Genomic DNA, 22,800 nt, shown 5'->3' on the forward strand with positions numbered 1-22,800 from the left:
TACGCAGAACAGTTGACGGCGAGCCGAGAAAACTAGGGAACCCTGTGAACGAAAACGCACGAGAACATATCGAAAAAATTTTAGCCAATATGACCACACTGCCGGGCGTTTATCGCATGCTCGGCAAAGATGGTGAACTGCTGTATGTGGGCAAAGCAAAAAATTTAAAAAATCGTGTCTCGAGCTATTTTGTCAAAACCATTGAACACCCGAAGACGCAGGCTTTGGTAGCACGTATTTATGATATCGAAACCTTAGTTGTTCGTTCCGAAACTGAAGCGCTGCTGCTTGAACAAAACCTGATTAAGCTGCATCGTCCTCCGTATAACATTATGCTCAGGGACGATAAGTCCTATGTGTATATCTTTGTCTCTGCCGATAAACCTTATCCACGGATTGCATCGGGTCGAGGCAAAGGCAAACACCAAGTTGGAAAGTTTTTTGGACCGTATCCGAGCGCTTATAATGCACGGGATACTTTGTTGGTTTTGCAAAAGCTGTTTAATGTTCGTCAGTGTGAAAATAGCTATTTTTCACAGCGTAAGCGTCCTTGTTTGCAGTATCAAATTAAACGTTGTTCAGCGCCATGTGTGGAACTCATTAGCCCTGAAGAGTATAAAAATGATGTCGATAACTCGATTCGTTTTTTACAAGGGGACACCAAAGAGCTGAATCAAGAACTGATTGCGAAAATGGAGCAAGCGGCCGAAGCCTTAGAGTTTGAAAAAGCGGTGTTTTACCGTGACCGTATGGCGCTGCTGCGGGATGTCCAGTCTCAACAAGCCATTTATAAGCTCAAAGGTGAGGCCGATATTTTAGCGATTGCCTATCAGGCAGGGGTGACCTGTGTGCAGATTATGCATGTGCGTAACGGGAAAATGCTCGGAGGTAAAAGCTACTTCCCAGATATGCTCGGAGAGGGTTTGGGGCAAATGCTGGCCGACTTCATAGCGAACTTTTATTTCCAAGTGGCGGATGAAGTACCCAGTGAGGTGATTGTAAATGTCGAATTGCCCGATCGAAAAGAACTGGAACAAGCGTTACAACAACAGTTTGAGAAGAAAGTACAGATTAAACATAGCGTACGTGAGACACGTGCAGAGTGGTTAGAGCTGGCACAGATGAATGTGCAGCATGCGATCAAAGGGCAATTGGCCAATCACTTTGAACTGAATGAGCGTTTCCATCAACTTGAACAAGTGGTGGGGCGTCCGATTGATCGGATCGAATGTTTTGACATCTCACATACCATGGGCGAAGAAACCGTGGCTTCGTGTGTGGTGTTCGACAGTGGCGGCATTCGTAAGCGCGATTATCGTCAGTTTTCAATTCAAGACATTACCGCGGGTGATGACTATGCCGCAATGCGTCAAGCGCTGACCCGTCGTTATAAAAAAGCCATGCTGCCTGATTTATTGCTGATTGATGGTGGTAAAGGGCAGTTGCATATGGCGATGGATGTCATGCAAGAGCTGGGTTTAGAGGCCTTTATGGTCGGGGTGTCAAAAGGTGAAGGGCGTAAACCGGGCCTTGAAACCCTACACTTTACCGATGGAACTAAAATTCAGTTGCCTGAAGATCATAAAGCGTTGCATTTGATACAACAAGTACGTGATGAGGCGCATCGGTTTGCGATTACTAAACACAGGGCTAAACGTGATAAAAAACGGGGTTCATCGATTTTGGAAGTGATTCCGGGGTTGGGGCCGAAACGCCGCCGCGATTTATTGACGCACTTTGGTGGGATTCAAGGGGTGTTGAAAGCCTCCGAAAAAGACTTAACCCTAGTCCCCGGTTTGGGTGAAGTGATGGCGCGCATCATTTATAAAGTCTTGCATGAATAGAACAGCATCCATTGCGTTGGTAAAAGTGCTCATTGACGCATGGGTCATTGATCATTCACATTGGTTGAATTGTGTTGTAAAGATATGAACGGAATTTAAAACAAGGATGCCACATGTCACTTCAACACAGTTATCAAGCTTTAGCAGAACAAGAATGGATTGATATTCCTACAGGTTGGTTACAAGGACGCACGATCTATGGGGGACTGGTCGCAGGTTTAATGATGCAAAAAGCATTGTTGGCTCTTGCCGATGACACGAAGCATTTGCTCAGTTGTAGCGTGACTTTTGTTGGCCCAGTACAACAGGCCAAAGTTCGTTTAACCAGCGAGATTTTACGTCAAGGCAAGTCGGTTACGACCTTGGAAGTACGTTTATGGCAGGATGATGCAGTTCAAAGCATTTTAGTGGCAAGCTTTGGGACACAGCGTGAATCGAGTATCCATGTTCATCAAGAACCTGTAGCACCCGCGTTTCCATCGGTTGATGGTCTGACAACAACGCCGCATCATCCGCTTGCACCTGAGTGTTTTAAGCAGCTGGATATGGTTTGGGTGACAGGACAGTATCCGTGTACAGCCAGCCCAAAGCCTGACTTTTCTGGCTGGTATCGCTTTAATCCAGACTTACATGAAAATCGAGACATGACCGTAGCCGACCTCATGGTGTCGATGGACATTTGGCCACCAGGGGTGCTACCGATGTTTAAAAGTATGGCACCCGCCAGTTCGCTAACATGGCATTTGACCTATGTGCATCCGTTGAAAAATCAGTTACATGATTGGATGAAATACCACGTTGAAACGCAATATGCTGCGGGTGGATATTCCACCGAAGCCGCTTATTTATGGGATGATCAGAATCGTTTAATTGCAATTTCACGTCAAACAGTTACCGTGTTTGCCTAGTGACACCTTAGGTCAATTCGTATAAAGTGGGCGCTATTAACGATGGATTAAACCTCAAAAAAGTGTGCATTTTCATCGTACATGAGGGAAACAACGGGCGGTGTTTATGACTACAGGTCGCATCCTGAATATTCCTAATATCTTGACCTTGGCGCGTATTGCCTTAATTCCGGTCTTTTTGTTGGTGGCCTATTGGCCCCCTGTAATGGGTATCGCTGAACAAGCGGTAAGTATGTCTCGTCATATTTTGTTGACGTCTATTTTTGTCGTTGCAGCGGTGACAGATTGGTTCGATGGTTATTTGGCGCGGACTTTAAATCAGACCTCTGCATTTGGGCGTTTCTTAGACCCAGTGGCGGATAAATTGATGGTGGCAGCCGCACTGATTGTGTTGGTGCAGTGGAAACCTGAAATTTCGATGGCATTTGCGGCGATTGTGATTATTTCCCGTGAAATTACGGTGTCAGCACTGCGTGAATGGATGGCAGAGTTAGGCGCACGTACTAATGTAGCCGTGTCTACGGTTGGGAAATATAAAACCGCTTTTCAAATGATTGCGATTACCGTGTTCTTACTGAATTGGCAGCCGCTTGAATTGTTGGCTTATGCATTGTTGTATACCGCAGTAATTTTGACTTTATGGTCGATGTTTATTTATCTCAAAGCGGCTTGGCCGTATTTAAAACAGCCTTGATTGTTAGATTTTTAAGAAGCTCCTGCGGGAGCTTTTTTTGTACCTGAGATTCATTAACTATGCGTTTCTTCCTCAGTATCATCTTCAAAAGTCTTGGCAATTTTTTCAATATTGAGGCTCTTGGCCATGGCATCGAAAATTTCTTTATAGACCCCATCCTGACGGTACAGCGCTTCATGTTCCCCATGTTCAGCAATACAACCTTCCTTCATGACATAGGTATAATCGGCATCTATAATTTGCGACAGACTATGCGAAATAATAATCACCGTTCGCCCTTGTTTGATCTCATCGAGGCTCTGTTTAATTTGCTCGCTAGCAATCGCATCGAGGCTGGCGGTTGGTTCATCCAGAAAAATAATCGGTGGGTTCTTGAGGAACATCCGTGCCAGCGCAATGCGTTGTTGTTGCCCGCCTGAAAGCATCAGTGCATCGGATTGGTAAGCTGCGGGTAACTGCAAAATTTGTTCATGAATAGAGGCTTTTGCTGCGGCAGCATAGACCTCTTCATCACTGGCATTGATTTTTCCATAGCGAATATTGTCTAAAATACTGCCTTGGAAAATGTGATTTTTCTGTAAGACGAGGCCAGTGTGATCGCGTAAATAGGCGGTGTCGATGTCTTGTAAATCAATTCCATCGAGCTCAATTTTTCCTGCATCAGGCTGATAAAATTTATCTAATAGGCTAATTAAAGTGGATTTTCCTGCACCAGATAAGCCCACCAAAGCCGTGATTTTGTTGGGTCGAATTTCCATGTCGATTTGTTTTAATGCGTGATGACCATTGGGGTAGAAAAAATCGACATTCTTTAAGGTGAATTTACCCTGAATTGTGGGTTTGAGCGCACCACTTTGCTCGATTTCATCATCGGCTTCTAAAATTTTAAAAAAGCTTTCCGCGTAAATCATTGCATCATTGACTTCATCATAAATACGGTGCAATGAACGAATTGGCGCAGAGACATTATTAAACAGCAAAATATGAAACATGATCATGCCAATGCTCATTTGTCCATCGAGCACAAAGTACGCCGTGAGGATGATGATTAACACAATCCCGATTTGTTCAATAAAGGTCTTTAAGCCATCAAATAAAAAGCTGAGTTGACGCGTTTGCATCTGGTTATCGGTCAGTGCTTTTTGTAGTTTCAGTTGTTTAGTCGATTCAATGGACTCTCGGTTAAAGGACTTAATCACGCTAATCGACTGGATAATACTGAGAATGCCTTGGCTCTTTTTTTCACGGCCATCACGCAGGTTGCGCCGCCATCCGCCCAGTTTCTTCGCTTGTTGGAAGGTCAGCCAAAAGTAAATTGGGATAATACTGGTCGCCACCAAACCGACGTAGAAGTTGGCATAGTACATCAGCCCCAGTGCCACAATGGCACTGCTAAAAAGTGGCAAAATATCGATAAAAAAGATTTGTACCAGACGGGTCAGTGAACCAATGCCACGGTCAATTCGCGTTTGTAGCTTACCCGCTTGGTTTTGATCGGCATTAAAAAAAGCCAAACGGTAGCTAAGGAATTTTTCGATAATACTTTGCGCCAAGTCTTGCGATACCAGAATGCGGAGCTTTTCCCCATAAAACTTTTGACCAAACTGCACCAAGGCACTGATGATTTCTTTACTGAGTAAAATCATAGAAATGGTGATCAAAATATGGAGGCCTTCGGTCAGTCCTTGGCCTTGTTCGACCAGACGGTTGATACTGTCGACAGCATATTGCAAAGTCAGAGCATTGACCTGAGCAGTGAAGGAACCAATCAGCGTCAGGATCAAGGTCGCAACTACCAATATCCGATAGGGGCGGACAAAGGGGCGAAGCTTTTGAAACAACTGCCAAAGGTTCATACATGCTTCTTTTTATTGTGAAAGTTCACATGAGTGTATGCATAAGGAAGCTAGGCGACAAGCTGTGACTTTGTTTTGATTTGTGTCGTTCTAAATTCAGTTAAACTGTTTGCAGAGGAGGAAAAGTCATGACCTTAGATCTGTTTAGTCCTGAACCGCAAGCAAACTTGCTCCCATTCGATGGGCAGGTGCAGGACTTGGGCTTGATTTTAACGGCAGAGCAAAGTGCAAAATATTTGGATTATTTTTTAGCACATTTGGCATGGCAACCTGACGAGGTCGTACTGTATGGCAAACGTTATGTCACGGAACGAAAAGTGGTGTGGTATGGCGATGCCGAGTACCAATATCACTATTCGGGCAGTGCCAAGCAAGCACTGTTATGGAATCCAGCTTTGTTTCGTTTAAAACAACATATTGAGCAATTGGTGGGACATCCATTTAACTCGTGCCTAGCCAATTTATATGAAAATGGCAGCCAAGCCGTGGGCTGGCATAGTGATGATGAGCCTTCACTACGTTCGCCGCAGCAAGAAAATGTGGTGATTGCCTCACTCAGTTTTGGCGCAACTCGTAAGTTTTGCTTTAAGCACAAGTTTAAACAGGAAAAAGTCGAGCTGATGTTGCACAGCGGGCAATTGATCGTGATGCGTGGACAGACACAGCGCTACTGGAAACATGCTTTGATGAAATCTAGCAAAATCACTGAGCCGCGTCTGAATTTAACCTTTCGCTACTTCTATCCAGCGCCTCAAAGCTAAGTTGAGTTAAGCCTCAATATTATGCAATAGATGGCATTTCTGTTCGATTTGTAAGGCGCTATGTCTTAATATTTCGACCATTTTTTTCAGATCGACAAATTCAAACCGATTTTTTGAAGCCAATAAAGTCAGTGCCAACGGTGTATCTTTGGGCGAAAATTTGACTGGTACAGACAGACTGGCGAGGTTGGGATCAAACTCGCCATTGGAAAAATAATAGCCTTGTTTCTTAATGGCTTTCATTTTCTGTAAAAATTCATCTTGGCTTGCAGCAAAATTGACCTCGGCCAGCTGAGCCGAAAATTTTTGATAATATTCAATAATTTTAGCTTTGCTGAGCTGTGAAATCACCACTTTAGGCGATGAACCCAAATACACGGGACGTGGGCAACCACGCCCATAAGAAAATAACTCAAGGTCTTTAAAGACTTCACCATATAGGTCAATACAGTGCTCTGCGTTGAGCTGGGTGAGGATACAGCAAAACTCCGTTCGCTCAACGATGTCTTGCATAAAAGGAATGCTGATTTGTAAGAGTGGGTCTGTGGTTCGAGAGATATAGTCCAACACAGCAATTTGAGAGCCTAAAGTATAGTCACCACTGGTTCCACTTAAGCGCTGTAAAAGTCCTGCGGATACCAATTCCTTTAAATAACGATAACTGGTGGGTTGTGATAGTCCCAGTTCGGCACTGATGATATCGACATTGATAATCGGACGTGACACAGAAAAGAGGTCTAAGACAGTGAGAATTTTACCGAAACTTGAAAGTGCCATAAGAACCTACTTAGTCAAAATAAATGCCATTTGAACGACAGTTACTATATAACAAAAACCCTAGACTCGACATGGCTTTCGTCCTGAGCGCATGGCTTTCGTGGACTTTTATCAGCATTTGCAACTCAATAAAAAGGATGAAATATGATCTTAAAAATATGTAAATTATCATATTAAGATATTGTTATTGACAAAAAAGCGTATTTTTGGAAAAATTATCATCACAAATATCCTTAATGAATAATACTTTTGTTATTTGTTGAGCTATTTTCTTTCCTTTCAACATGGCGCTGTCTTTGACCATGTCTGTAAAAGACTTCATTTATTGAATTATTTTTTCATCCGTCTTCGCATGAGGTGAGGACGAAGTGATGCTGTTTGTCTGAGCAATGCTGTGTTGAAGAGTTGTTTAAATGTTGTCATTCAGCGCATTTAGAGATGAATTTATGTTCCTCACCAAACAGTTACTCGCATTCCGTCCAAATAAATTGGACTGGATTTTTGCGACGAAAACCTTTTTGGCAGGCATGCTTTCACTTTATGTCGCATTTTCTTTAGATTTGGCTTATCCCATTTGGGCGATTGGAACGGTCTTCGTCATCGCAAACCCATATGCGGGTATGACCTCCTCAAAAAGTCTTTATCGGGTGTTGGGAACGTTGTTGGGGGCGATTGTTTCGATTGCAGTCACGCCAAACCTGATCAACACTCCAGAATTGTTCACATTATTTTTAGCCACATGGGTCGGGTTTTGTCTATATTTTTCATTGTTGGATCGGACGCCGCGTAGCTATATTTTTATGTTGGCGGGCTATACCACGGTCATTATTTGCTACAACATTGTCTATAACATTGAAACCACTTCCATGTTTGATATGGCAATTGGTCGCTGTATTGAAATCACGGTGGGAGTACTGTGTAGTGCAGTGGTGAATGCGGTACTGTTTCCCATGCATATTGGTCCCGTAGTCAAAACCCGTGTTTCACAGACTTTTCAAGACACCCGAGCGGTTTTTGATCAGATTCTGACAGATGATGTTAAGGCCATTAATTACAGCACTACACTTAGTCATATCACGCGGGATATTGCCGATATTCATGTGATGGCTGTGCATTTGAGCTATGAAAAATCGACCTTGCAGGGCATGACCAAACCGCTCCAAGAAATGCTGCATCAACTCAGTATGTTGGTGACAAACTTGGTGGCCATGGCCGAGCGAATTCAGCAGTTAGATCACATTGACTCACGCTACCGTCCAGCTTTAGAAAAAGTCCATGTGCAGATCGTCGAGTTTTTGCAAGGCGATCAAGCCATTTTAGAACAAGAACTAAATCATTTGCCTGAACAATTTGAGTCGAGTTTCCAAGATGTGTTTGACAGTGCCTTGCCACAGCAGCAAGTTATATTGGCCAGTTTAAAAATGGATGTCCGTCATTTTATTCAAAATATACGTGCCATTAAGTTGATTTGGCAGCGTATCCAACAAGGCGATGACAGTTTACCTGCGACCGTGATCCCGATGAGTACAAACTATCCCAACTTACATCGAGATCATGGCGTAGCCATGCGTGGCGGCATTTCAGCTTTTATTGTGGTGCTTGTGGCAACTGGTTTTTGGATTATCAGTGGTTGGAAAGCCGGTTTTATGATGGCAGAGATGGCCGCTATTTGTGCCTGTATTCTGACCAGCATGGACAATCCTGTCCCTGCCTTAAAAATCTTTATCCGTGCCAGTCTGTATGCGGCGATTATTGTCTTTATTTATGCTTATGGCATCTTTCCGCACATTAGCGCTTTTTGGATGTTGGCTCTGGTGTTAGCCCCTTTTTGTATGTACTGTCTGATGCTGTTTTTACACCCACCACTCACAGGTTTGGCGCTACCTTTGATAATGGGTGTGGTCATGGGCTTAAACCTGCAAAACCGTTATCACCTTGACCAAGTGATGTTTTTTGATGCATCGATTGGAACGGTGCTTGGCCCCATCATTTCTGTCTATGTGATTCACTTGGTGCGTGCGATGTCGCCGGACATTACCGCCAAGCGAATCCTGTCTTTACATTATAAAGCAGTACGACAAGCGCTTTATCTACCTTATGGGGTGGAGTTTAGAGTGCATTTGCGCAGTATGTTGGATCGGATAGGCGTACTGAATACCAAATTGGTACAGTCCGATCGCTTGAAGCAAAAAATCAATTTGGCCCTGATTGAATCCAGTGCGGTGATTGATTTAACTCGGGTGCAAGAACTGATTGAAAAAATGCCTGTGCAGTCCTCTATCACACTGCATCTACAAGAACTACAAAGCCAAATGGATGATTATTTCCACGCGAAAGAATTAGACCATAGCGACCTACAGGTCAGACAACACATTTTGGACAAAATTCAGATCATTCAGGCCGAGCTTATACAGCTGCAAGATCTAAGCATTGCTCGGCGTTTGCAAGTTTCACTGAATAATATTCAAAGCAGTCTTTGTCATGCGACATGGGACGAAATGTCTCAAGTCCGTTTGTTGGGAGCATAACGATGGGTGAACTTAATATCTATGGTGTGTATGTGCCAGTTTTGGTCATTCAGGCGGTATTGGCCTACATCGTATTACGGTTACTCATGCGGGTGACCGATCCTTGGGTCGACAAAGGCTGGATTTTTTTACCCAGTATTTTTTATTTATGCCTCTACATTACAGTGCTTGGCATGGTCCATTGGGGTTTTATCGTGAGCTTTGCCTAAGCGCACATCTGATTGAAATGAATGAGGTAAAAGAAATGGCATCCTTTGATTGGCGTAAACTGAGCCGTCCCATCACTTTAGTGCTGATTGCGGGTATCGCGATCGCGGTGCTCGTGCATCTTTGGCATTATTACAATGCTGAACCGTGGACACGTGATGGGCGGATTCGTGGTGATGTGATTCAAGTATCTTCCGATGTTTCAGGCTTAGTCACTGAAGTTTTAGTGCATGATAATCAAAGCGTCAAACAAGGGCAGGTGCTGTTTAAAATTGATGTGGCGCGTCAGGCGCTTGATGTGGAACAAGCCAAATCAGACTTGGCTAAAGCCAAAGCCAGTTTGGCGGCTGCCGAAGCGGAGCTGTTTCAAAGCAAAGCCAATTTGACTAAATCACAAGCCAATAGTCACTTGGCTGATAAAAATGCAGAACGCTATGCCAATTTGATGGATGGTGCTATATCAAAGCAAGAACAAGATCAGATGTTTGCCGTACGAGATCAATTACATGCCGAACATGAACAAATGCAAGCGGCGATTCAGCAGGCCAAAGCCAATATTGCGCAGCAACAGGCGTTAATCGATGTAGCCACCAGTCATTTACATTTGGCTGAATTAAACTTGAACCGTTCCGAAGTCGTAGCACCCGCCGATGGCACACTGTCTAATTTTGAGATGAAAGCAGGGAATTATGTCAAAGTGGGGCAAGCGGTAGCGGCATTATTAGATCGCTCGCAGCTTTATGTGGTCGGTTATTTTGAAGAAACTAAGTTAAATAAAATATATTTGGGTGCGCCCGCTACTGTACAGTTGATGGGGGACTCAAACATATTGAAAGGACATGTGCAGGGGATTGCTTCAGGCATTGAAGATCGTGAACGAACTACAAGTACAGGTTTATTGGCCAATGTAAACCCAACCTTTAGTTGGGTGCGTTTAGCGCAGCGCGTTCCTGTGAAAATTGCACTGGATGAGATTCCGAAAAATGAATTGGCCTTTGTCGCTGGGCGAACCGTAACGGTACATATTACCGAGTCACAGCACTAAATTGAGCTCTGTTCATTTCAAAAAAAGCATCCGATGAGAATGCTTTTTTTAGAACGCTATTTGCTGTGTTGAGGACAGTATCAATCATAAAGCCCATGTCATTTGTTTTAAGAAAGTCTTACTTAAGGTGTAAGACCCTCAGGATCGCGATACCAGCTTTCAATAAACAATGTTGCGGCAAGGCTATCAGCAGAAAGTTTTTTACCTCGGCCTTGCGCATGGTAATGGCTCAGCTCATCACGGGCTGCACGAGTACTTAAGCGTTCATCCACCATCCATGTTTCAATATTGGTTTGATGGCGTAAACGACGTGCGAACTTACGTGCTCGAGCAGATAATTCTGACTCGCTATCATCCATATTGAGTGGTAGACCGACTAAAAATACATTGGGTTGATATTGTTTAATAATTTTATGCAGTTCATCCCAATTGGGGATGCCATCTTTCATTGGAAACAAAGCCAAAGGTGTTGCACTTTCAATCAGTGATTGACCGACTGCCATGCCCATTTTTTGTGTACCAAAATCAAATGCCATAATCATTTGAGGTGTGTTTAAATCAGGCATGTCCAATCTCAGATGACAACCAGGTTCTGTCGAGCCCCAACTTTTTGTAGGCAGCATCCCAACGGTCGTTATAAGGAATATTAAAAATCAAATCCATATCAGCATCACAGACCAACCAATCACCACGAGCGAGTTCATCTTCCAATTGGTTTTTGGTCCAGCTGGCATAACCCAAAGCAATTTGATAGCGACCCACGCCTTCGTTATGCGCAATCGCATCTAAAATATCTTTAGACGTGGTGATACAGATATTTTCGCCCACCGCAATGGAAGAGTGCCATGTCGGCTGACCCGTATGTAAGACAAAGCCAGCTTCTGGACGCAAAGGTCCACCTTGGAGAACATCATGTGGTCGTACGTGATCGGCTTCAATTTCAAGATCATTGAGCAGTTCTTTGACTGAAAGTCCTGAAGGGCGGTTGATGATGATGCCTTGAGCACCTTCCTCATCGTGTCGGGCCAAATAAATCACGGTATGGGCAAAGACTTCATCTGCCATATCGGGTGGGGCAATGAGACAGCGATGCGTCAGATATTGTTTGCTCACCTAAAGGCTTCTCCTTGAAATTAAAATGCTTCTAGTCAAATGTTGTTCTCTACCACGTTACTAGACTAATGCACTTTCTCCAAATCTTTTTTTGTGATCCAGTCTACATAAATTAGGCAGATTGAAACTTCAACTGACGTAACTGCTTGGCATGTTGTAGCGTGGTGTCATTAATTTCAACGCCGCCTGTCATGCGTGCGAGTTCATCGATACGCTCATCTTCTTCTAAGTTTAAAATGGTACTACTGGCAGGGTCGGTCTGACGTTTTTTCACCAACAAGTGCTGGTCAGACTGTGCAGCAACTTGAGCTTGGTGGGTAATACACAGAATTTGCACATGCGAACCCAAGTCGGCCAAGAGACGACCGACAATTTCGGCTGTGCCACCACTAATGCCGACGTCAATTTCATCGAAGACTAAAACTTCAGCTTCAGTTTTTTCAGCATTCATGACTTGCATCACCAACGCGATACGTGACAACTCACCCCCTGAGGCAACTTTGGCCAAAGGTTGCGGTGGGATGCCTTTGTTGGCGGTGAACAGTAATTGGATAAAACTCAGACCTTCACTAGAGACCTGCTCCATCGGCTCAAACTTAAACTCAAAGTGCGCTTCAGGCAGAGCCAATTGTTTGACCTGTTCGGTTAAATGTTTTGCCAATGGTGCGGCTGCATCGCGACGAATTTGGTCGAGGTGCTGGGCTTTATTTAACAGGTCCTGATGCGAGACTTCAACTTGCTCAGCAAGTGTTTCTGGATCTTCTAATAAATGGAGTTGTGCCAGTTCAGATTGCCATTGTTCATGCTCTTGTTTTAAGTGTTCTGGCTGCGTGCGATACTTACGGGCAAAACGGTGGAACATCTCAAGCTGGGTGTTCAACTCTTCCATGCGTTCTGGGTCATAGCTTTGACGGTCAATAAACTGACGTAGATTAGCCGTGGCATCGTCAAGCTCACTTTGTGCATTCAGCAAAGACGTATGAATCTCGGCTAATTGTTCACTGCGTCCTGCATGTGACTCTAAGCGGCGAATAATACTGGAAATTTCTTGATTAATATTTTGTTCAGCATCATCTAAGGCCGTAACAGCATAACTACAGTCCTGCATGATATTTTCATGATGGGACAAGCGATCAAACTCTTGTTCAATCTCTTTATAGTCGATTTGCACCACATCTTCGAGTTCTTCTAATTGTAAACTCAAGGTATCCATACGCTGTTTACGCGTGGCTTGAGCATCCAATGCTGCTTGGTGCTGACGAATGTCTTTTTGCCATGTGCTATAGGCTTCACGCACAGCTTGCGCTTCTGGGTAGAAGTTATGATAGAGGTCTAACCAGCGTCTTGGATAAGGCGGTTCTAATAGCTGTTGTTGACTGTGTTGACTATACAGTTGTACCAGCAAACGCCCGATTTCTTTCAATTCAGCTAAGCTGCTCGGACGACCATTAATCCATGCTTTGCTACGGCCAGTGGCAAAAATAACCCGTCTTAGATGAATTTCGCCTGACTCATCATCTAACTCATGTGCCTTTAGCCATATGGCTTCAGGGCTGTGCTCTTGATAGCTGAAAATAGCCGTGACATCAGCTTTGTCTGAACCGAAACGGACATAGTTTGTGTCAGTACGTTCTCCCAAACAGGCGGACAGTGCATCTAGCAATAATGATTTGCCTGCACCTGTTTCCCCAGTCAGGACATTAAAACCTTGATCGATATCAAGTGCTAAGTGATCGGCTAAAGCAAAATTAATTAAAGTTAAATGTGTCAGCATAAACGCATCCGAGCTGCGAAAAGTTTTAGTTTAAGATAGTGAAGTTTTATTCAGCCGACAAGACGGCAACGCTATTCGTTTTGTGCAAAGTCGGCTTATTTTAACGTGAATCTGAAAGTCGACCTAGCAGATTTTTTTAAATCCGACTGTTATAGCAAACTTAGCACAAACGTGTTGGTATGCGATGTATACGGAAAGAGCACGATTCAGCGAACGGATCGCATCGGCAAAAAACACGCCAAAATAGGCTAGAAATTGAGGCAATTGTACGATGGTCGGACTTTAACAAAATATTGATTGAGGAGAATAAAACATCGATTGATTAGTTAATCGCACATCTTTAAACTAGCGAATCAATACGAATATAAATGCGCATTATCTGGAGTGTACGCATGTCAACTCAGTTCGACCATGTCTCTGTCATTAAAAAATCCAATGTTTATTTTGGCGGTTTATGCATCAGTCATACTGTGCAATTTGAAGATGGCACCAAAAAAACGTTAGGGGTCATTCTTCCGACAGAACAAGCTTTGACGTTTGAAACACATGTAGCAGAGCGTATGGAAATTATTTCAGGCGAATGCCGTGTACAAATTGCAGACAGCGAAGAGAGCGAATTGTTCCGCGCGGGTCAGTCTTTTTATGTGCCTGGCAATAGTCGTTTTAAAATTGAAACCGACGAAGTGTTGGACTACGTGTGCCATTTAGAAGGCTAAGCTTTCAACTGATACTCGCCAAGTAATTTCAAGCGAAATCGGTTAAACTATCCGTTGCACAGCAATCCTGTAAAGTCAGCTTTACAGGATTTTTATTTTGGCACATCGTGTCGATGGTCATTTATCTTTTTAGAGGTCCTACATGGCTAAACCTGAATATTTCTATGGCGTTCATTCGGTGGAGTCATTGTTGGAACTTGAACCTGAACGCGTACTAACGCTTTTTACTTTAAAAGGGCGTGATGACCAGCGTTTAAAGCGTGTACTTGAGTTGGCTGAACCTTTTGGTATTAGCGTACAACAAACGGGTCGTGATCGATTAGAAAAAATGGCGGGCTTACCGTTCCACCAAGGCGTTGTGGCAGCGGTCCGTCCTAATCCAGTTTTCAATGAAAAAGATTTAGAAGCCTTACTGAAGCAATCGCCAAATTGTTTATTGCTGGGTTTAGACCAAGTCACCGATCCGCATAACCTCGGCGCATGTATCCGTACCGCGGCTGCAATGGGCGTTGAGGCCGTGATTGTGCCTCGCGATCGTTCTGCAAGTTTGACCCCGACCGCGCGCAAAGTTGCGGCAGGTGGCGCTGAAAAAGTCAAATTTATCCAAGTGACCAATTTGGCTCGGACTTTAGCGCAAATTAAAGATGAGTTTAATGTGCGTGTGGTCGGTACCATGTTGGATGAAAAAGCCTTGCCGCTACAACAGTTCGATTTTACTGGAACGGCTGTATGTGTGGTGATGGGTGCTGAAGACACAGGTCTGCGTCCAATTACTCAGTCTCAATGCGATCAAACGGTTTATATTCCGATGGCGGGCAATCTACAAAGTTTGAATGTCAGTGTAGCAACGGGTATGGCTTTGTATGAAGCATGCCGTCAACGTAATGTCTAAGTTTTTTTTAATTCCCAATTTAATTTAAGCACAATGATGACCCCTCAAAAACAAGGCTATGTATTTATTGCCATCACCATGTGTATTTGGGGGGGATTTACCTTAACGGCGCGGCTCAGTGCCAATTGGGGCATTGGTGCGTGGGATATTACCGCCTTACGTTTTCTCTTGGCGTTTTGCATCTTAATGCCGATCTTGATCTATAAAAAAGATACCGCCTTTTTGTGGAAGAAAGAGCCTTTTATTTTGGCGATGATTGGAGGGGTGTGTTACTGCATCACCGCTTATAGCGCTTTTCATTATGTGCCTGCGGCACATGCTGCGATCTTTCTCAATGGCTGCATTCCACTTTGTACAGCTGTTGCAGCTTATCTTTTATTTCGACAACCATTTGACCGGCATACTTGGCTCAGCCTCAGTATTATGTTGCTGGCACTGGCGGCCATGAGTGGACTGATGTATCAAGAAACAGGTATTGCTTTTAGTTTAGGTGATGGCTTGTTTTTCCTCAGTGCTGTGCTGTGGGGAACATTTACCGTTTTATTGAGACAATGGAAACTGTCGGCATGGCACTCCATGGCAGGTGTTGCGATTTGGGCTGCGATTATTTTTGTGCCGATTTATGTTTTATTCCTACCCAAAACCCTAGCGCATGTGCAACCTGTGCAATTGATTGCTCAGGTGGTATTTCATGGCGTGTTTGTGGTAATCGTGGCGACCCTCACTTATGTGGAAGCCATTAAGCGTTTGGGGGCATTTAAAACAGGCAGTATTGTGACGTTGGCGCCTTTTATTGCTGCGATTATTGCGGTTCCTTTGCTCAATGAACCTTTGAGTGTTGCCATTTTATGTGGTCTTGTAGGAATGGGGATCGGGGCCTTGCAGCCATGGCGTTGGATACGGCAGGACAGTCTGAAAGCCCAACTCGTACAACAAAAAAAGCAGTCATAATCGACTGCTTTTTTTTAGACTTCTGAATGGGCCAAATACTTTAAATGCAAAGGTCTGAGTTGTGCGTATAAGTGTTCCAAGTGCCCATCATTTACCACAATATCATCGGCTAACGCTTGTTTTTGTTCACGGGACATTTGCGTTTTAATGATGGTTTGAATTTGCTCAATGGTTTGATGGTCGCGCTGTGAAGCGCGGAGAATTTGGATATCAGTTGAAGCATCGATCAAAAGCGTATGTTGCGTCAGTTCATGCTGATTGGTTTCAAAAAGTAGCGGTGAAACCAAAATTGCATAAGGGCTGGTCGCAGCTTGTAATTGTTGCATGATGGACTGACGAATTGCAGGGTGGGTGATCTTTTCCAATTGCTTACGGGCAGACGGGTCCTGAAAAATGTGTTCACGTAAAGCGCGTCGATTCAGTTCGCCATTGTCCAGTAAGGCCCACTCGCCGAAGCTGCTTTGAATTTGCTGAAGTGCGGGTTGCCCTACAGCAACAATCTCTCGAGCAACCACGTCAGCATCAACTACCTGTATGCCTTGTTGTTCAAACCAGTGGCTTGCGGCAGATTTTCCACTGCCAATCCCGCCTGTCAGACCTAAAATAAATGACATATTATTTTAATTGCCTAAGTATATTTTCATAATTTGCTCACCCCACAAAAAGGCAATCCATCCTGCGATGGCAATATACGGACCAAAAGCAAAAGGCTGATTTTCTTTACGGACTTTGAGCAGGATGATGCCGATAATGGCGCCTACGAAAGAAGAAAGTAGCACAATCAGTGGTAGTAGCAAAGGACCCATCCATGCGCCTAAAGCAGCAAGTAACTTAAAGTCACCATAACCCATACCTTCCTTGCCTGTGATGAGCTTAAACAGATAGTAGACAATCCATAAGCATAAGAAACCAATGATGTAACCCCAAATGGCCGCTGTCGGTGTGGTGTAAATCGCATAACTATTGACCCCTAAACCCAGACCTGCAAGGGTGAGGGTATAGCGATCAGGTAAAAGTTGAGTGTCAAAATCAATAAAAGTTAAGGTGATTAAAATGTAAGTGAGTACGAGACCGAACAGCATTTGGACTGTTGGACCAAAGACTGCAACCACGACCAATGCACAAATGGCGGTCAGGAGTTCAATCGCAGGGTAGCGAATGCTGATCGGATTATGGCAAGTGCCACACTTTCCTCGTAGCAGGAACCAACTCATCACAGGGATATTTTGATACCAGTGTATGGCACTTTTGCATTTTGGACAGGTTGAGGCAGGCTTACTCAACGTGAGTTTCGTTTCATCAATAATCGGTTGCTCGGGATGAAGTAGAAGTTGGCAGTCGGTGCGCCATTCTTGTTCCATCATTTTTGGCGTGCGATAGATCACTACATTTAGAAAACTACCGATGCACAAACTAAAAACTCCAACGGCGAAATAAAGCGCCATTGGAGTATTGATCAGATAGGAAATTATTTCTTGCATTAAACCACAGAACCCATTTGGAAGATTGGTAGATACATGGCAATCACTAGGCCACCCACAAGTACACCCAAGACCGCCATGATCAGAGGTTCCATCATTGAGGTCAATCCATCCACCGCATTATCGACTTCATTTTCATAGTGGGTTGCAACTTTATCCAGCATGGCATCGAGAGCACCAGATTCTTCACCAATCGCTACCATTTGTACTGCCATCGATGGAAATTTATTGGTGGCACGCATTGCGAATTGAAGTTGTTGTCCTGTTGCGACATCTTCACGGATCTTCATCACGGCTTCTTCATAGACTACGTTATTGGTTGCACCCGCTGTAGACTCGAGGGCATCAATTAAAGGTACACCTGCAGCAAAGGTTGTCGATAGGGTACGGCTATAGCGTGCGATAATCGCTTTATAGACTAAATCACCGAAAATTGGGGCTTTCAGAGCGGCTTTATCCAGCATGTCACGAAACTTTTTACTGCGCTTTTTGGTTTCGAGTAAAGCGGTAATCACCACGCCAACGACAATAATCAAAATGAACCAGTATTTCTGCATCCAATCAGACATATTCACCACCATTTGAGTAAAAGCGGGTAAATCTGCTCCAAAGGAACTAAAAAGTCCTTGAAAAACAGGGACAACTTTGACCATCAAAATAATAGTCACGATCACCGCAACCACAACCACGGTTGCAGGGTATTTCATGGCCTTTTTAATTTTTTGTTTCAGTAATTCACTTTTCTCTTTATAGACCGCCACACGATCCAGCATGGTCTCAAGTGCACCTGATTGTTCGCCTGATTCAACCAATGAACAGAATAAGTTGTCGAAATATTGCGGATATTTTTTGAGTGCTCCTGCAAAGGTATTACCACCCTCAACTTCGCCTTTAATGCCGAGGACAACTTCACGCATAGACGGGTTTTCCAAGCCTTCAGCCACGATTTCAAAGCCTTGTACCAATGGTACACCCGCTTTCATCATGGTTGCGAGCTGTCTGGTGAAAATCGTGATGTCCAGTGTCGTCACTTTTTTCTTCATTATGCCTTCAAGAATATTCTTTTTCTTTTCTCGAATACTCTTGATAGTAATCCCTTGTTTACGCAAAGTAACTTTGGCGAGGGCAAGATTACGTGCAGGCAATTCCCCTTTAATTTTTGCCCCTTTACGATCAATCCCTTCATAATTGAAGGTTGGCATCATCTGTGCTTTTTTGACAGCCATGCATTTATCCTTATTCTTTCAATATTTCAATTATTCGCTGGTTACACGATTCACTTCTTGTAAGGAAGTGACCCCCTGCATAACCTTGAGTAAACCTGAACGACGTAAATTGTTAAATCCTAACTTTGCAGATGCTTCCGCAATCTGTAAGGCATTGCCATCTTCCATAATAATTTTTGAAATTTCTGGCGTGACTTTCATGACTTCATAAATACCAACACGTCCTTTATAGCCTTCACGGCACTCAGCACATCCCACCGGTTGATAAACTTTGAAGTCTGGATCTTTGATATCTGTTGAAGTAAAGCCCATTTCGAGCAAACTTTGTTCAGGAATATCGACAGCGGCTTTGCATTGGCTACATAAGCGGCGTGCTAAACGTTGTGCAATTACCAAATTGACCGATGTCGCAATGTTAAAAGATGGAACCCCCATATTGCGTAAGCGTGTCAGAGTTTCAGGTGCACTATTGGTGTGGAGTGTCGACATGACCATGTGACCTGTCTGCGCGGCTTTAATCGCGATTTCCGCTGTTTCAAGGTCACGAATCTCACCCACCATCACAATATCAGGATCTTGACGTAAGAATGACTTCAGCGCAGCAGAGAAGGTAAGACCGACTTTATTGTTCACGTTAACCTGATTAATGCCTTCTAAGTTAATCTCAACGGGGTCTTCTGCAGTTGAGATATTGGTGTCTTCTTTATTTAGAATATTCAAACCTGTATACAGCGATACCGTTTTACCTGAACCTGTCGGTCCAGTAATTAACAACATGCCTTGCGGTTTGTCTAAAGCCTGCATAAATAGGTCTTTTTGATTTGGTTCATAACCTAAAGCATCAATCCCCAGCATAGCACTGGATGGATCGAGAATACGCAGAACCAGCTTTTCGCCAAACAAGGTTGGAAGTGAGTTGACACGGAAGTCGATGGCTTTGCTTTTCGACAGCTTTAATTTAATTCGGCCATCTTGCGGGACGCGCTTTTCAGAAATGTCCATTTGTGACATGACTTTCAAACGAGAGGCGAGGCGAGTCGCCAGTTGTAATGGCGGACTGGCAATATGACGCAGAACTCCATCTACACGGTAACGAACACGGTAAGATTTTTCATAAGGCTCAAAGTGTAAGTCTGAGGCGCCCATACGAATCGCATCGATCAGTAATTTATTAATGTATTTGACGATCGGCGCTTCATCCCCTTGAGGTGAGTCATCTTCTTCGTCATTTGAGTTCTGATGGTCTTGCTCTAAGTCTAAATCAATATCTTCATCAGAAAATTCAAAGCTATCAGCTTGCGCGAAATTTTGTTCGATTAGTTTTTCAAGCTGAGGATGTTCAACAATAATCGCTTCAATGTTCATTTTAGAATTGAAACGAATCGCGTCGATTGCATCCATGTTGGTTGGATTGCTGGTGGCGATATAGAGGATATTGCCACGACGGTAAATCGGCAACATACGATGCTTGGTGATGAGTTTGTCTTCGACCAGATCCCGTAGAATTTGTACAGAATCATAGACACTTAAGTCAAAAACAGGCTCTCCAAACTCCAAAGAAATCGTCTCAGCGATCATTTGTGGGGAGAGTTTATGATTTTCAATCAGATAAGGAACGATGTCTTGCTGAGCCTTTTTTGCAGAGAGCATTGCCTGCTGCATATTTTCAGCAGTCATGCGTCCGTCTTCGACTAAGCGTCGAATGAAGCCTGTGAACTTAGGCAAACCATTTGATACTGACATTCCCCAGATCCTTAACTTCTCAATTGTTTATAATTGGTATCGTAAAATTATACTTTTGTTGCACAAAAATACCATATCTGAAAGTGTTGTCACCACCTTAATATCGATTAAAAGCATGAACTGGTCGTGATAGCAGGCGATTTTTTTACAAAAAGATGTCTTTATTTTCATTCGTATTATTTTGATTGCCGAAGAAATTCTAGAAGAAAACTATCTTTGAAAAATAAATACCGTGTAGAATGAGGCCGTTTTAATGAACTGTTTTGAATAGGGTGCTGTATGTCGGGTTCGACGATTAAGCCATGGGTTGTCGGCAATTGGAAGATGAACCCAATGCAGGCAGATGCCAAGCAATTGCTTCAAGAATTTAAACAGCTCTTGCAAGAGAATGAAATAGCAGAAGAAAAATGTAATATTGGGCTTGCGCCTGTGACGCTGGCTTTGACTTCAATGCAGGCTGAATTGGCGAATGCTGTACGTTCAGTTTTTACTGTGGCGCAAGATGTTTCGCGTTTTGGCAACATGGGTGCATATACGGGTGAGGTGAGCGCAGAGCTGCTCAAAGATAGTCAAATTGAATATGTTTTGATTGGTCACTCAGAACGTCGAGAATATTTTGCTGAAAGCGCAGCAATTTTAAATGCGAAAGCTCAAAATGCCTTAAATGCGGGTTTAAAAGTCATTTACTGTGTCGGTGAAAGCTTAGAACAGCGTGAATCTGGTCAGGCAGAAGTAGTCGTTTTACAACAAATTTGCGACTTGGCCAGTGTGGTAACGGCAGAGCAGTGGCCTCATATTGTGATTGCCTACGAGCCAATTTGGGCCATTGGTACAGGAAAAACTGCTTCACCAGAAGATGCGCAAACCATGCATGCTAAAATCCGTGAAGGCCTCACGCAAATTACCAGTCATGGCGCGAACATGGCCATTTTATATGGTGGTAGTGTAAAAGCTGAAAATGCAGTAGAGTTAGCGGCCTGTCCAGATATCAATGGTGCACTCGTCGGTGGGGCATCTTTAAATGCAACGTCGTTTTATAAAATTGTCGAAGCATTTGCAAATACAAAATAATTAGGAGTTCAGCATGCAAACTTTTGTGCTGGTAGTACATATTATCTTAGCTGTGTTGATGATCGTGCTGATTTTGGTCCAGCATGGTAAAGGTGCAGATGCTGGTGCTTCGTTTGGTGGTGGCGGTGCTGCAACTGTATTTGGTGCATCAGGTTCAGGTAATTTCTTGACCCGATTGACTGCGGTTTTGACGGCCTTGTTTTTTATCACCAGTTTGTCACTTGCTGTGTTTGCCAAAAAGCAAACCACAGATGCCTATAGCTTAAAGTCAGTGCAAACGACAAGTTCTGTACCTGCACAATCGACTGAAACTTCGCCAGCTGCACCTAAAACAAGCGAATAATTGGAATTAGTCCTTTCTTTTTTGTGGCGATGCTACTAGAATGCGTCACAGCTGCGGTGGTGGTGGAATTGGTAGACACGCTACCTTGAGGTGGTAGTGCTTTCGGGCGTGGGGGTTCAAGTCCCCCCTTCCGCACCAACTTATGAATCCAGAAGATTAAGTTGGTGTATGCAGCAAATTCTGTTGATGCGGGATGGAGCAGTCTGGTAGCTCGTCGGGCTCATAACCCGAAGGTCGTTGGTTCAAATCCAGCTCCCGCTACCAATCAATCTTATTTTAGAAGCAAACTAAAGTGAGTAACTTAAGTCATTAAGTTAAGAATATTTTTGCGTTTTGATGCGGGATGGAGCAGTCTGGTAGCTCGTCGGGCTCATAACCCGAAGGTCGTTGGTTCAAATCCAGCTCCCGCTACCAATCTTATTTTAGATGCAAACTAAAATAAGCAGTTTAAGTGATTAAATTGAATAATTTTTGCGTTTTGTTGCGGGATGGAGCAGTCTGGTAGCTCGTCGGGCTCATAACCCGAAGGTCGTTGGTTCAAATCCAGCTCCCGCTACCAATTTGATTTAGGTGCAACTAAATCAGAGCAAGTACGAAGTATTTAGATTGAAAAATAGTTCATATTTGTATATAATTTTTGCACGTTGATGCGGGATGGAGCAGTCTGGTAGCTCGTCGGGCTCATAACCCGAAGGTCGTTGGTTCAAATCCAGCTCCCGCTACCAAGTTTCTAAAAAGAGGCTCACAACAAGGTGGGCCTTTTTGCACAGTGGATATTAATTTTCTGTGCAATAATTGGGGCGATTACGCCCTTTTTTATTGGCTATCGTGTAGTGTCGATGTGAGCCGGATACGGTGAAAGTCAAAGTG

General features: G+C 43.7%; 21 protein-coding genes and 5 tRNA genes. 17 read left to right on the forward strand and 9 right to left on the reverse strand.

The genetic code is table 11. The annotated features are described in order from the left end of the window. The first annotated feature begins 44 nt into the window (after positions 1 to 44). The 3 genes from uvrC (at position 45) to pgsA (ending at position 3,446) form a co-directional block, all read left to right on the forward strand. On the forward strand, positions 45 to 1,844 hold the full coding sequence (uvrC, locus tag MN200_RS01740) for an excinuclease ABC subunit UvrC (RefSeq protein WP_242759976.1): 1,800 nt from the start codon (positions 45 to 47) through the stop codon (positions 1,842 to 1,844). A gap of 113 nt (positions 1,845 to 1,957) precedes the next feature. Further along, positions 1,958 to 2,752: a thioesterase family protein gene (locus MN200_RS01745; RefSeq protein ID WP_242759977.1), complete on the forward strand. Its 795-nt coding sequence runs from the start codon at positions 1,958 to 1,960 to the stop codon at positions 2,750 to 2,752. A gap of 106 nt (positions 2,753 to 2,858) precedes the next feature. Beyond that, on the forward strand, positions 2,859 to 3,446 hold the full coding sequence (gene pgsA, locus MN200_RS01750; RefSeq protein WP_058868783.1) for a CDP-diacylglycerol--glycerol-3-phosphate 3-phosphatidyltransferase: 588 nt from the start codon (positions 2,859 to 2,861) through the stop codon (positions 3,444 to 3,446). A 53-nt stretch (positions 3,447 to 3,499) separates the two neighbouring features. On the opposite strand, the gene MN200_RS01755 is transcribed toward pgsA, so the two are convergent. Beyond that, a complete protein-coding gene (locus MN200_RS01755) occupies positions 3,500 to 5,302 on the reverse strand; it encodes an ABC transporter ATP-binding protein (RefSeq protein WP_131229874.1) in 1,803 nt (600 codons plus the stop codon). Positions 5,303 to 5,430: 128 nt separating this feature from the next. Here MN200_RS01755 and MN200_RS01760 point away from each other — a divergent pair, with 128 nt between their 5' ends. After that, entirely contained in the window at positions 5,431 to 6,063 is a 633-nt protein-coding gene (locus MN200_RS01760) for an alpha-ketoglutarate-dependent dioxygenase AlkB (protein ID WP_131229876.1), read from the forward strand. Positions 6,064 to 6,069: 6 nt separating this feature from the next. Here the strand turns inward: MN200_RS01760 and MN200_RS01765 are convergent, their stop codons facing one another. Beyond that, entirely contained in the window at positions 6,070 to 6,840 is a 771-nt protein-coding gene (locus MN200_RS01765; protein ID WP_004692725.1) for an IclR family transcriptional regulator C-terminal domain-containing protein, read from the reverse strand. 446 nt (positions 6,841 to 7,286) lie between these two features. Here MN200_RS01765 and MN200_RS01770 point away from each other — a divergent pair, with 446 nt between their 5' ends. Genes MN200_RS01770 through MN200_RS01780 form a run of 3 tightly spaced genes read left to right on the forward strand, consistent with a single transcriptional unit; the run spans position 7,287 to position 10,620 of the window. Continuing rightward, positions 7,287 to 9,368, forward strand: coding sequence for an FUSC family protein (locus tag MN200_RS01770; RefSeq protein ID WP_131230978.1), 2,082 nt, complete (start codon positions 7,287 to 7,289; stop codon positions 9,366 to 9,368). Positions 9,369 to 9,370: 2 nt separating this feature from the next. After that, positions 9,371 to 9,577, forward strand: coding sequence for a DUF1656 domain-containing protein (locus tag MN200_RS01775; protein WP_005400946.1), 207 nt, complete (start codon positions 9,371 to 9,373; stop codon positions 9,575 to 9,577). 35 nt (positions 9,578 to 9,612) lie between these two features. Beyond that, positions 9,613 to 10,620, forward strand: a complete 1,008-nt coding sequence (locus tag MN200_RS01780) for an HlyD family secretion protein (protein ID WP_058868787.1) — start codon at positions 9,613 to 9,615, stop codon at positions 10,618 to 10,620. Between the two features lie 122 nt (positions 10,621 to 10,742). Here MN200_RS01780 and ruvX read toward each other — a convergent pair whose 3' ends face one another. The 3 genes from ruvX to recN form a co-directional block, all read right to left on the reverse strand. After that, positions 10,743 to 11,186 carry a Holliday junction resolvase RuvX gene (ruvX, locus tag MN200_RS01785; protein WP_058868788.1) on the reverse strand — a complete coding sequence of 148 codons (444 nt, stop codon included), beginning with the start codon at positions 11,184 to 11,186 and terminating at the stop codon, positions 10,743 to 10,745. After that, positions 11,179 to 11,733, reverse strand: a complete 555-nt coding sequence (locus MN200_RS01790; protein ID WP_058868789.1) for a YqgE/AlgH family protein — start codon at positions 11,731 to 11,733, stop codon at positions 11,179 to 11,181. Before MN200_RS01790 ends, ruvX begins: the two co-directional genes overlap by 8 nt. A 112-nt stretch (positions 11,734 to 11,845) precedes the next feature. Beyond that, positions 11,846 to 13,507, reverse strand: coding sequence for a DNA repair protein RecN (gene recN, locus MN200_RS01795; RefSeq protein WP_058868790.1), 1,662 nt, complete (start codon positions 13,505 to 13,507; stop codon positions 11,846 to 11,848). Positions 13,508 to 13,899: 392 nt separating this feature from the next. Between recN and MN200_RS01800 the strand changes: the two genes are divergently transcribed. The 3 genes from MN200_RS01800 to MN200_RS01810 all read left to right on the forward strand — a co-directional run bounded on the left by MN200_RS01800 (position 13,900) and on the right by MN200_RS01810 (position 16,066). After that, positions 13,900 to 14,223, forward strand: coding sequence for a pyrimidine/purine nucleoside phosphorylase (locus MN200_RS01800; RefSeq protein ID WP_004692718.1), 324 nt, complete (start codon positions 13,900 to 13,902; stop codon positions 14,221 to 14,223). A gap of 142 nt (positions 14,224 to 14,365) precedes the next feature. Continuing rightward, complete coding sequence (gene rlmB, locus MN200_RS01805) at positions 14,366 to 15,115, forward strand: 23S rRNA (guanosine(2251)-2'-O)-methyltransferase RlmB (protein WP_004692717.1); 750 nt, start codon at positions 14,366 to 14,368, stop codon at positions 15,113 to 15,115. 33 nt (positions 15,116 to 15,148) lie between these two features. Next, positions 15,149 to 16,066: a DMT family transporter gene (locus tag MN200_RS01810; RefSeq protein ID WP_242759978.1), complete on the forward strand. Its 918-nt coding sequence runs from the start codon at positions 15,149 to 15,151 to the stop codon at positions 16,064 to 16,066. A 14-nt stretch (positions 16,067 to 16,080) separates the two neighbouring features. Here MN200_RS01810 and coaE read toward each other — a convergent pair whose 3' ends face one another. From coaE to pilB, 4 genes are read right to left on the reverse strand one after another with little or no spacing between them, the layout of a single operon-like run. Continuing rightward, positions 16,081 to 16,680: a dephospho-CoA kinase gene (gene coaE / locus MN200_RS01815; protein WP_242759979.1), complete on the reverse strand. Its 600-nt coding sequence runs from the start codon at positions 16,678 to 16,680 to the stop codon at positions 16,081 to 16,083. Between the two features lie 6 nt (positions 16,681 to 16,686). Further along, on the reverse strand, positions 16,687 to 17,547 hold the full coding sequence (locus tag MN200_RS01820; RefSeq protein ID WP_242759980.1) for an A24 family peptidase: 861 nt from the start codon (positions 17,545 to 17,547) through the stop codon (positions 16,687 to 16,689). Next, positions 17,547 to 18,773 carry a type II secretion system F family protein gene (locus MN200_RS01825; protein WP_242759981.1) on the reverse strand — a complete coding sequence of 409 codons (1,227 nt, stop codon included), beginning with the start codon at positions 18,771 to 18,773 and terminating at the stop codon, positions 17,547 to 17,549. Before MN200_RS01825 ends, MN200_RS01820 begins: the two co-directional genes overlap by 1 nt. A 30-nt stretch (positions 18,774 to 18,803) precedes the next feature. After that, positions 18,804 to 20,516, reverse strand: a complete 1,713-nt coding sequence (gene pilB, locus MN200_RS01830) for a type IV-A pilus assembly ATPase PilB (protein ID WP_242759982.1) — start codon at positions 20,514 to 20,516, stop codon at positions 18,804 to 18,806. A gap of 279 nt (positions 20,517 to 20,795) precedes the next feature. On the opposite strand from pilB, the gene tpiA reads away from it, so the two are divergent. From tpiA to MN200_RS01865, 7 genes are all read left to right on the forward strand, one after another. Beyond that, complete coding sequence (gene tpiA, locus MN200_RS01835; protein WP_242759983.1) at positions 20,796 to 21,587, forward strand: triose-phosphate isomerase; 792 nt, start codon at positions 20,796 to 20,798, stop codon at positions 21,585 to 21,587. Positions 21,588 to 21,600: 13 nt separating this feature from the next. Beyond that, positions 21,601 to 21,930 (forward strand): preprotein translocase subunit SecG, encoded by a 330-nt coding sequence (gene secG, locus MN200_RS01840; RefSeq protein WP_168159357.1) that lies wholly within the window; start codon positions 21,601 to 21,603, stop codon positions 21,928 to 21,930. Positions 21,931 to 21,983: 53 nt separating this feature from the next. Further along, positions 21,984 to 22,068 (forward strand) — tRNA-Leu (locus tag MN200_RS01845). 49 nt (positions 22,069 to 22,117) lie between these two features. Beyond that, positions 22,118 to 22,194: transfer RNA gene (locus MN200_RS01850), tRNA-Met, on the forward strand. Between the two features lie 73 nt (positions 22,195 to 22,267). Then, positions 22,268 to 22,344: transfer RNA gene (locus MN200_RS01855), tRNA-Met, on the forward strand. 68 nt (positions 22,345 to 22,412) lie between these two features. Beyond that, positions 22,413 to 22,489: transfer RNA gene (locus tag MN200_RS01860), tRNA-Met, on the forward strand. A gap of 89 nt (positions 22,490 to 22,578) precedes the next feature. Further along, positions 22,579 to 22,655, forward strand: a tRNA-Met gene (locus tag MN200_RS01865). Positions 22,656 to 22,800 lie beyond the last annotated feature (145 nt).

Origin of the sequence: Acinetobacter sp. LUNF3 (assembly GCF_022699605.1) — a bacterium.
Taxonomy (GTDB): Bacteria; Pseudomonadota; Gammaproteobacteria; order Pseudomonadales; family Moraxellaceae; genus Acinetobacter; species Acinetobacter johnsonii.

Bases quoted from the DNA above. Each gene is read 5' to 3' on its own strand.
- pilB (WP_242759982.1), bottom strand. From the start codon at position 20,516: ATGTCAGTATCAAATGGTTTGCCTAAGTTCACAGGCTTCATTCGACGC.
- MN200_RS01775 (WP_005400946.1), top strand. From the start codon at position 9,371: ATGGGTGAACTTAATATCTATGGTGTGTATGTGCCAGTTTTGGTCATT.
- MN200_RS01745 (WP_242759977.1), top strand. From the start codon at position 1,958: ATGTCACTTCAACACAGTTATCAAGCTTTAGCAGAACAAGAATGGATT.
- MN200_RS01825 (WP_242759981.1), bottom strand. From the start codon at position 18,773: ATGGCTGTCAAAAAAGCACAGATGATGCCAACCTTCAATTATGAAGGG.
- MN200_RS01820 (WP_242759980.1), bottom strand. From the start codon at position 17,547: ATGCAAGAAATAATTTCCTATCTGATCAATACTCCAATGGCGCTTTAT.
- MN200_RS01780 (WP_058868787.1), top strand. From the start codon at position 9,613: ATGGCATCCTTTGATTGGCGTAAACTGAGCCGTCCCATCACTTTAGTG.
- tpiA (WP_242759983.1), top strand. From the start codon at position 20,796: ATGTCGGGTTCGACGATTAAGCCATGGGTTGTCGGCAATTGGAAGATG.
- MN200_RS01755 (WP_131229874.1), bottom strand. From the start codon at position 5,302: ATGAACCTTTGGCAGTTGTTTCAAAAGCTTCGCCCCTTTGTCCGCCCC.
- ruvX (WP_058868788.1), bottom strand. From the start codon at position 11,186: ATGCCTGATTTAAACACACCTCAAATGATTATGGCATTTGATTTTGGT.
- pgsA (WP_058868783.1), top strand. From the start codon at position 2,859: ATGACTACAGGTCGCATCCTGAATATTCCTAATATCTTGACCTTGGCG.
- MN200_RS01770 (WP_131230978.1), top strand. From the start codon at position 7,287: ATGTTCCTCACCAAACAGTTACTCGCATTCCGTCCAAATAAATTGGAC.
- rlmB (WP_004692717.1), top strand. From the start codon at position 14,366: ATGGCTAAACCTGAATATTTCTATGGCGTTCATTCGGTGGAGTCATTG.
- MN200_RS01810 (WP_242759978.1), top strand. From the start codon at position 15,149: ATGATGACCCCTCAAAAACAAGGCTATGTATTTATTGCCATCACCATG.
- MN200_RS01800 (WP_004692718.1), top strand. From the start codon at position 13,900: ATGTCAACTCAGTTCGACCATGTCTCTGTCATTAAAAAATCCAATGTT.
- secG (WP_168159357.1), top strand. From the start codon at position 21,601: ATGCAAACTTTTGTGCTGGTAGTACATATTATCTTAGCTGTGTTGATG.
- coaE (WP_242759979.1), bottom strand. From the start codon at position 16,680: ATGTCATTTATTTTAGGTCTGACAGGCGGGATTGGCAGTGGAAAATCT.
- recN (WP_058868790.1), bottom strand. From the start codon at position 13,507: ATGCTGACACATTTAACTTTAATTAATTTTGCTTTAGCCGATCACTTA.
- MN200_RS01760 (WP_131229876.1), top strand. From the start codon at position 5,431: ATGACCTTAGATCTGTTTAGTCCTGAACCGCAAGCAAACTTGCTCCCA.
- MN200_RS01765 (WP_004692725.1), bottom strand. From the start codon at position 6,840: ATGGCACTTTCAAGTTTCGGTAAAATTCTCACTGTCTTAGACCTCTTT.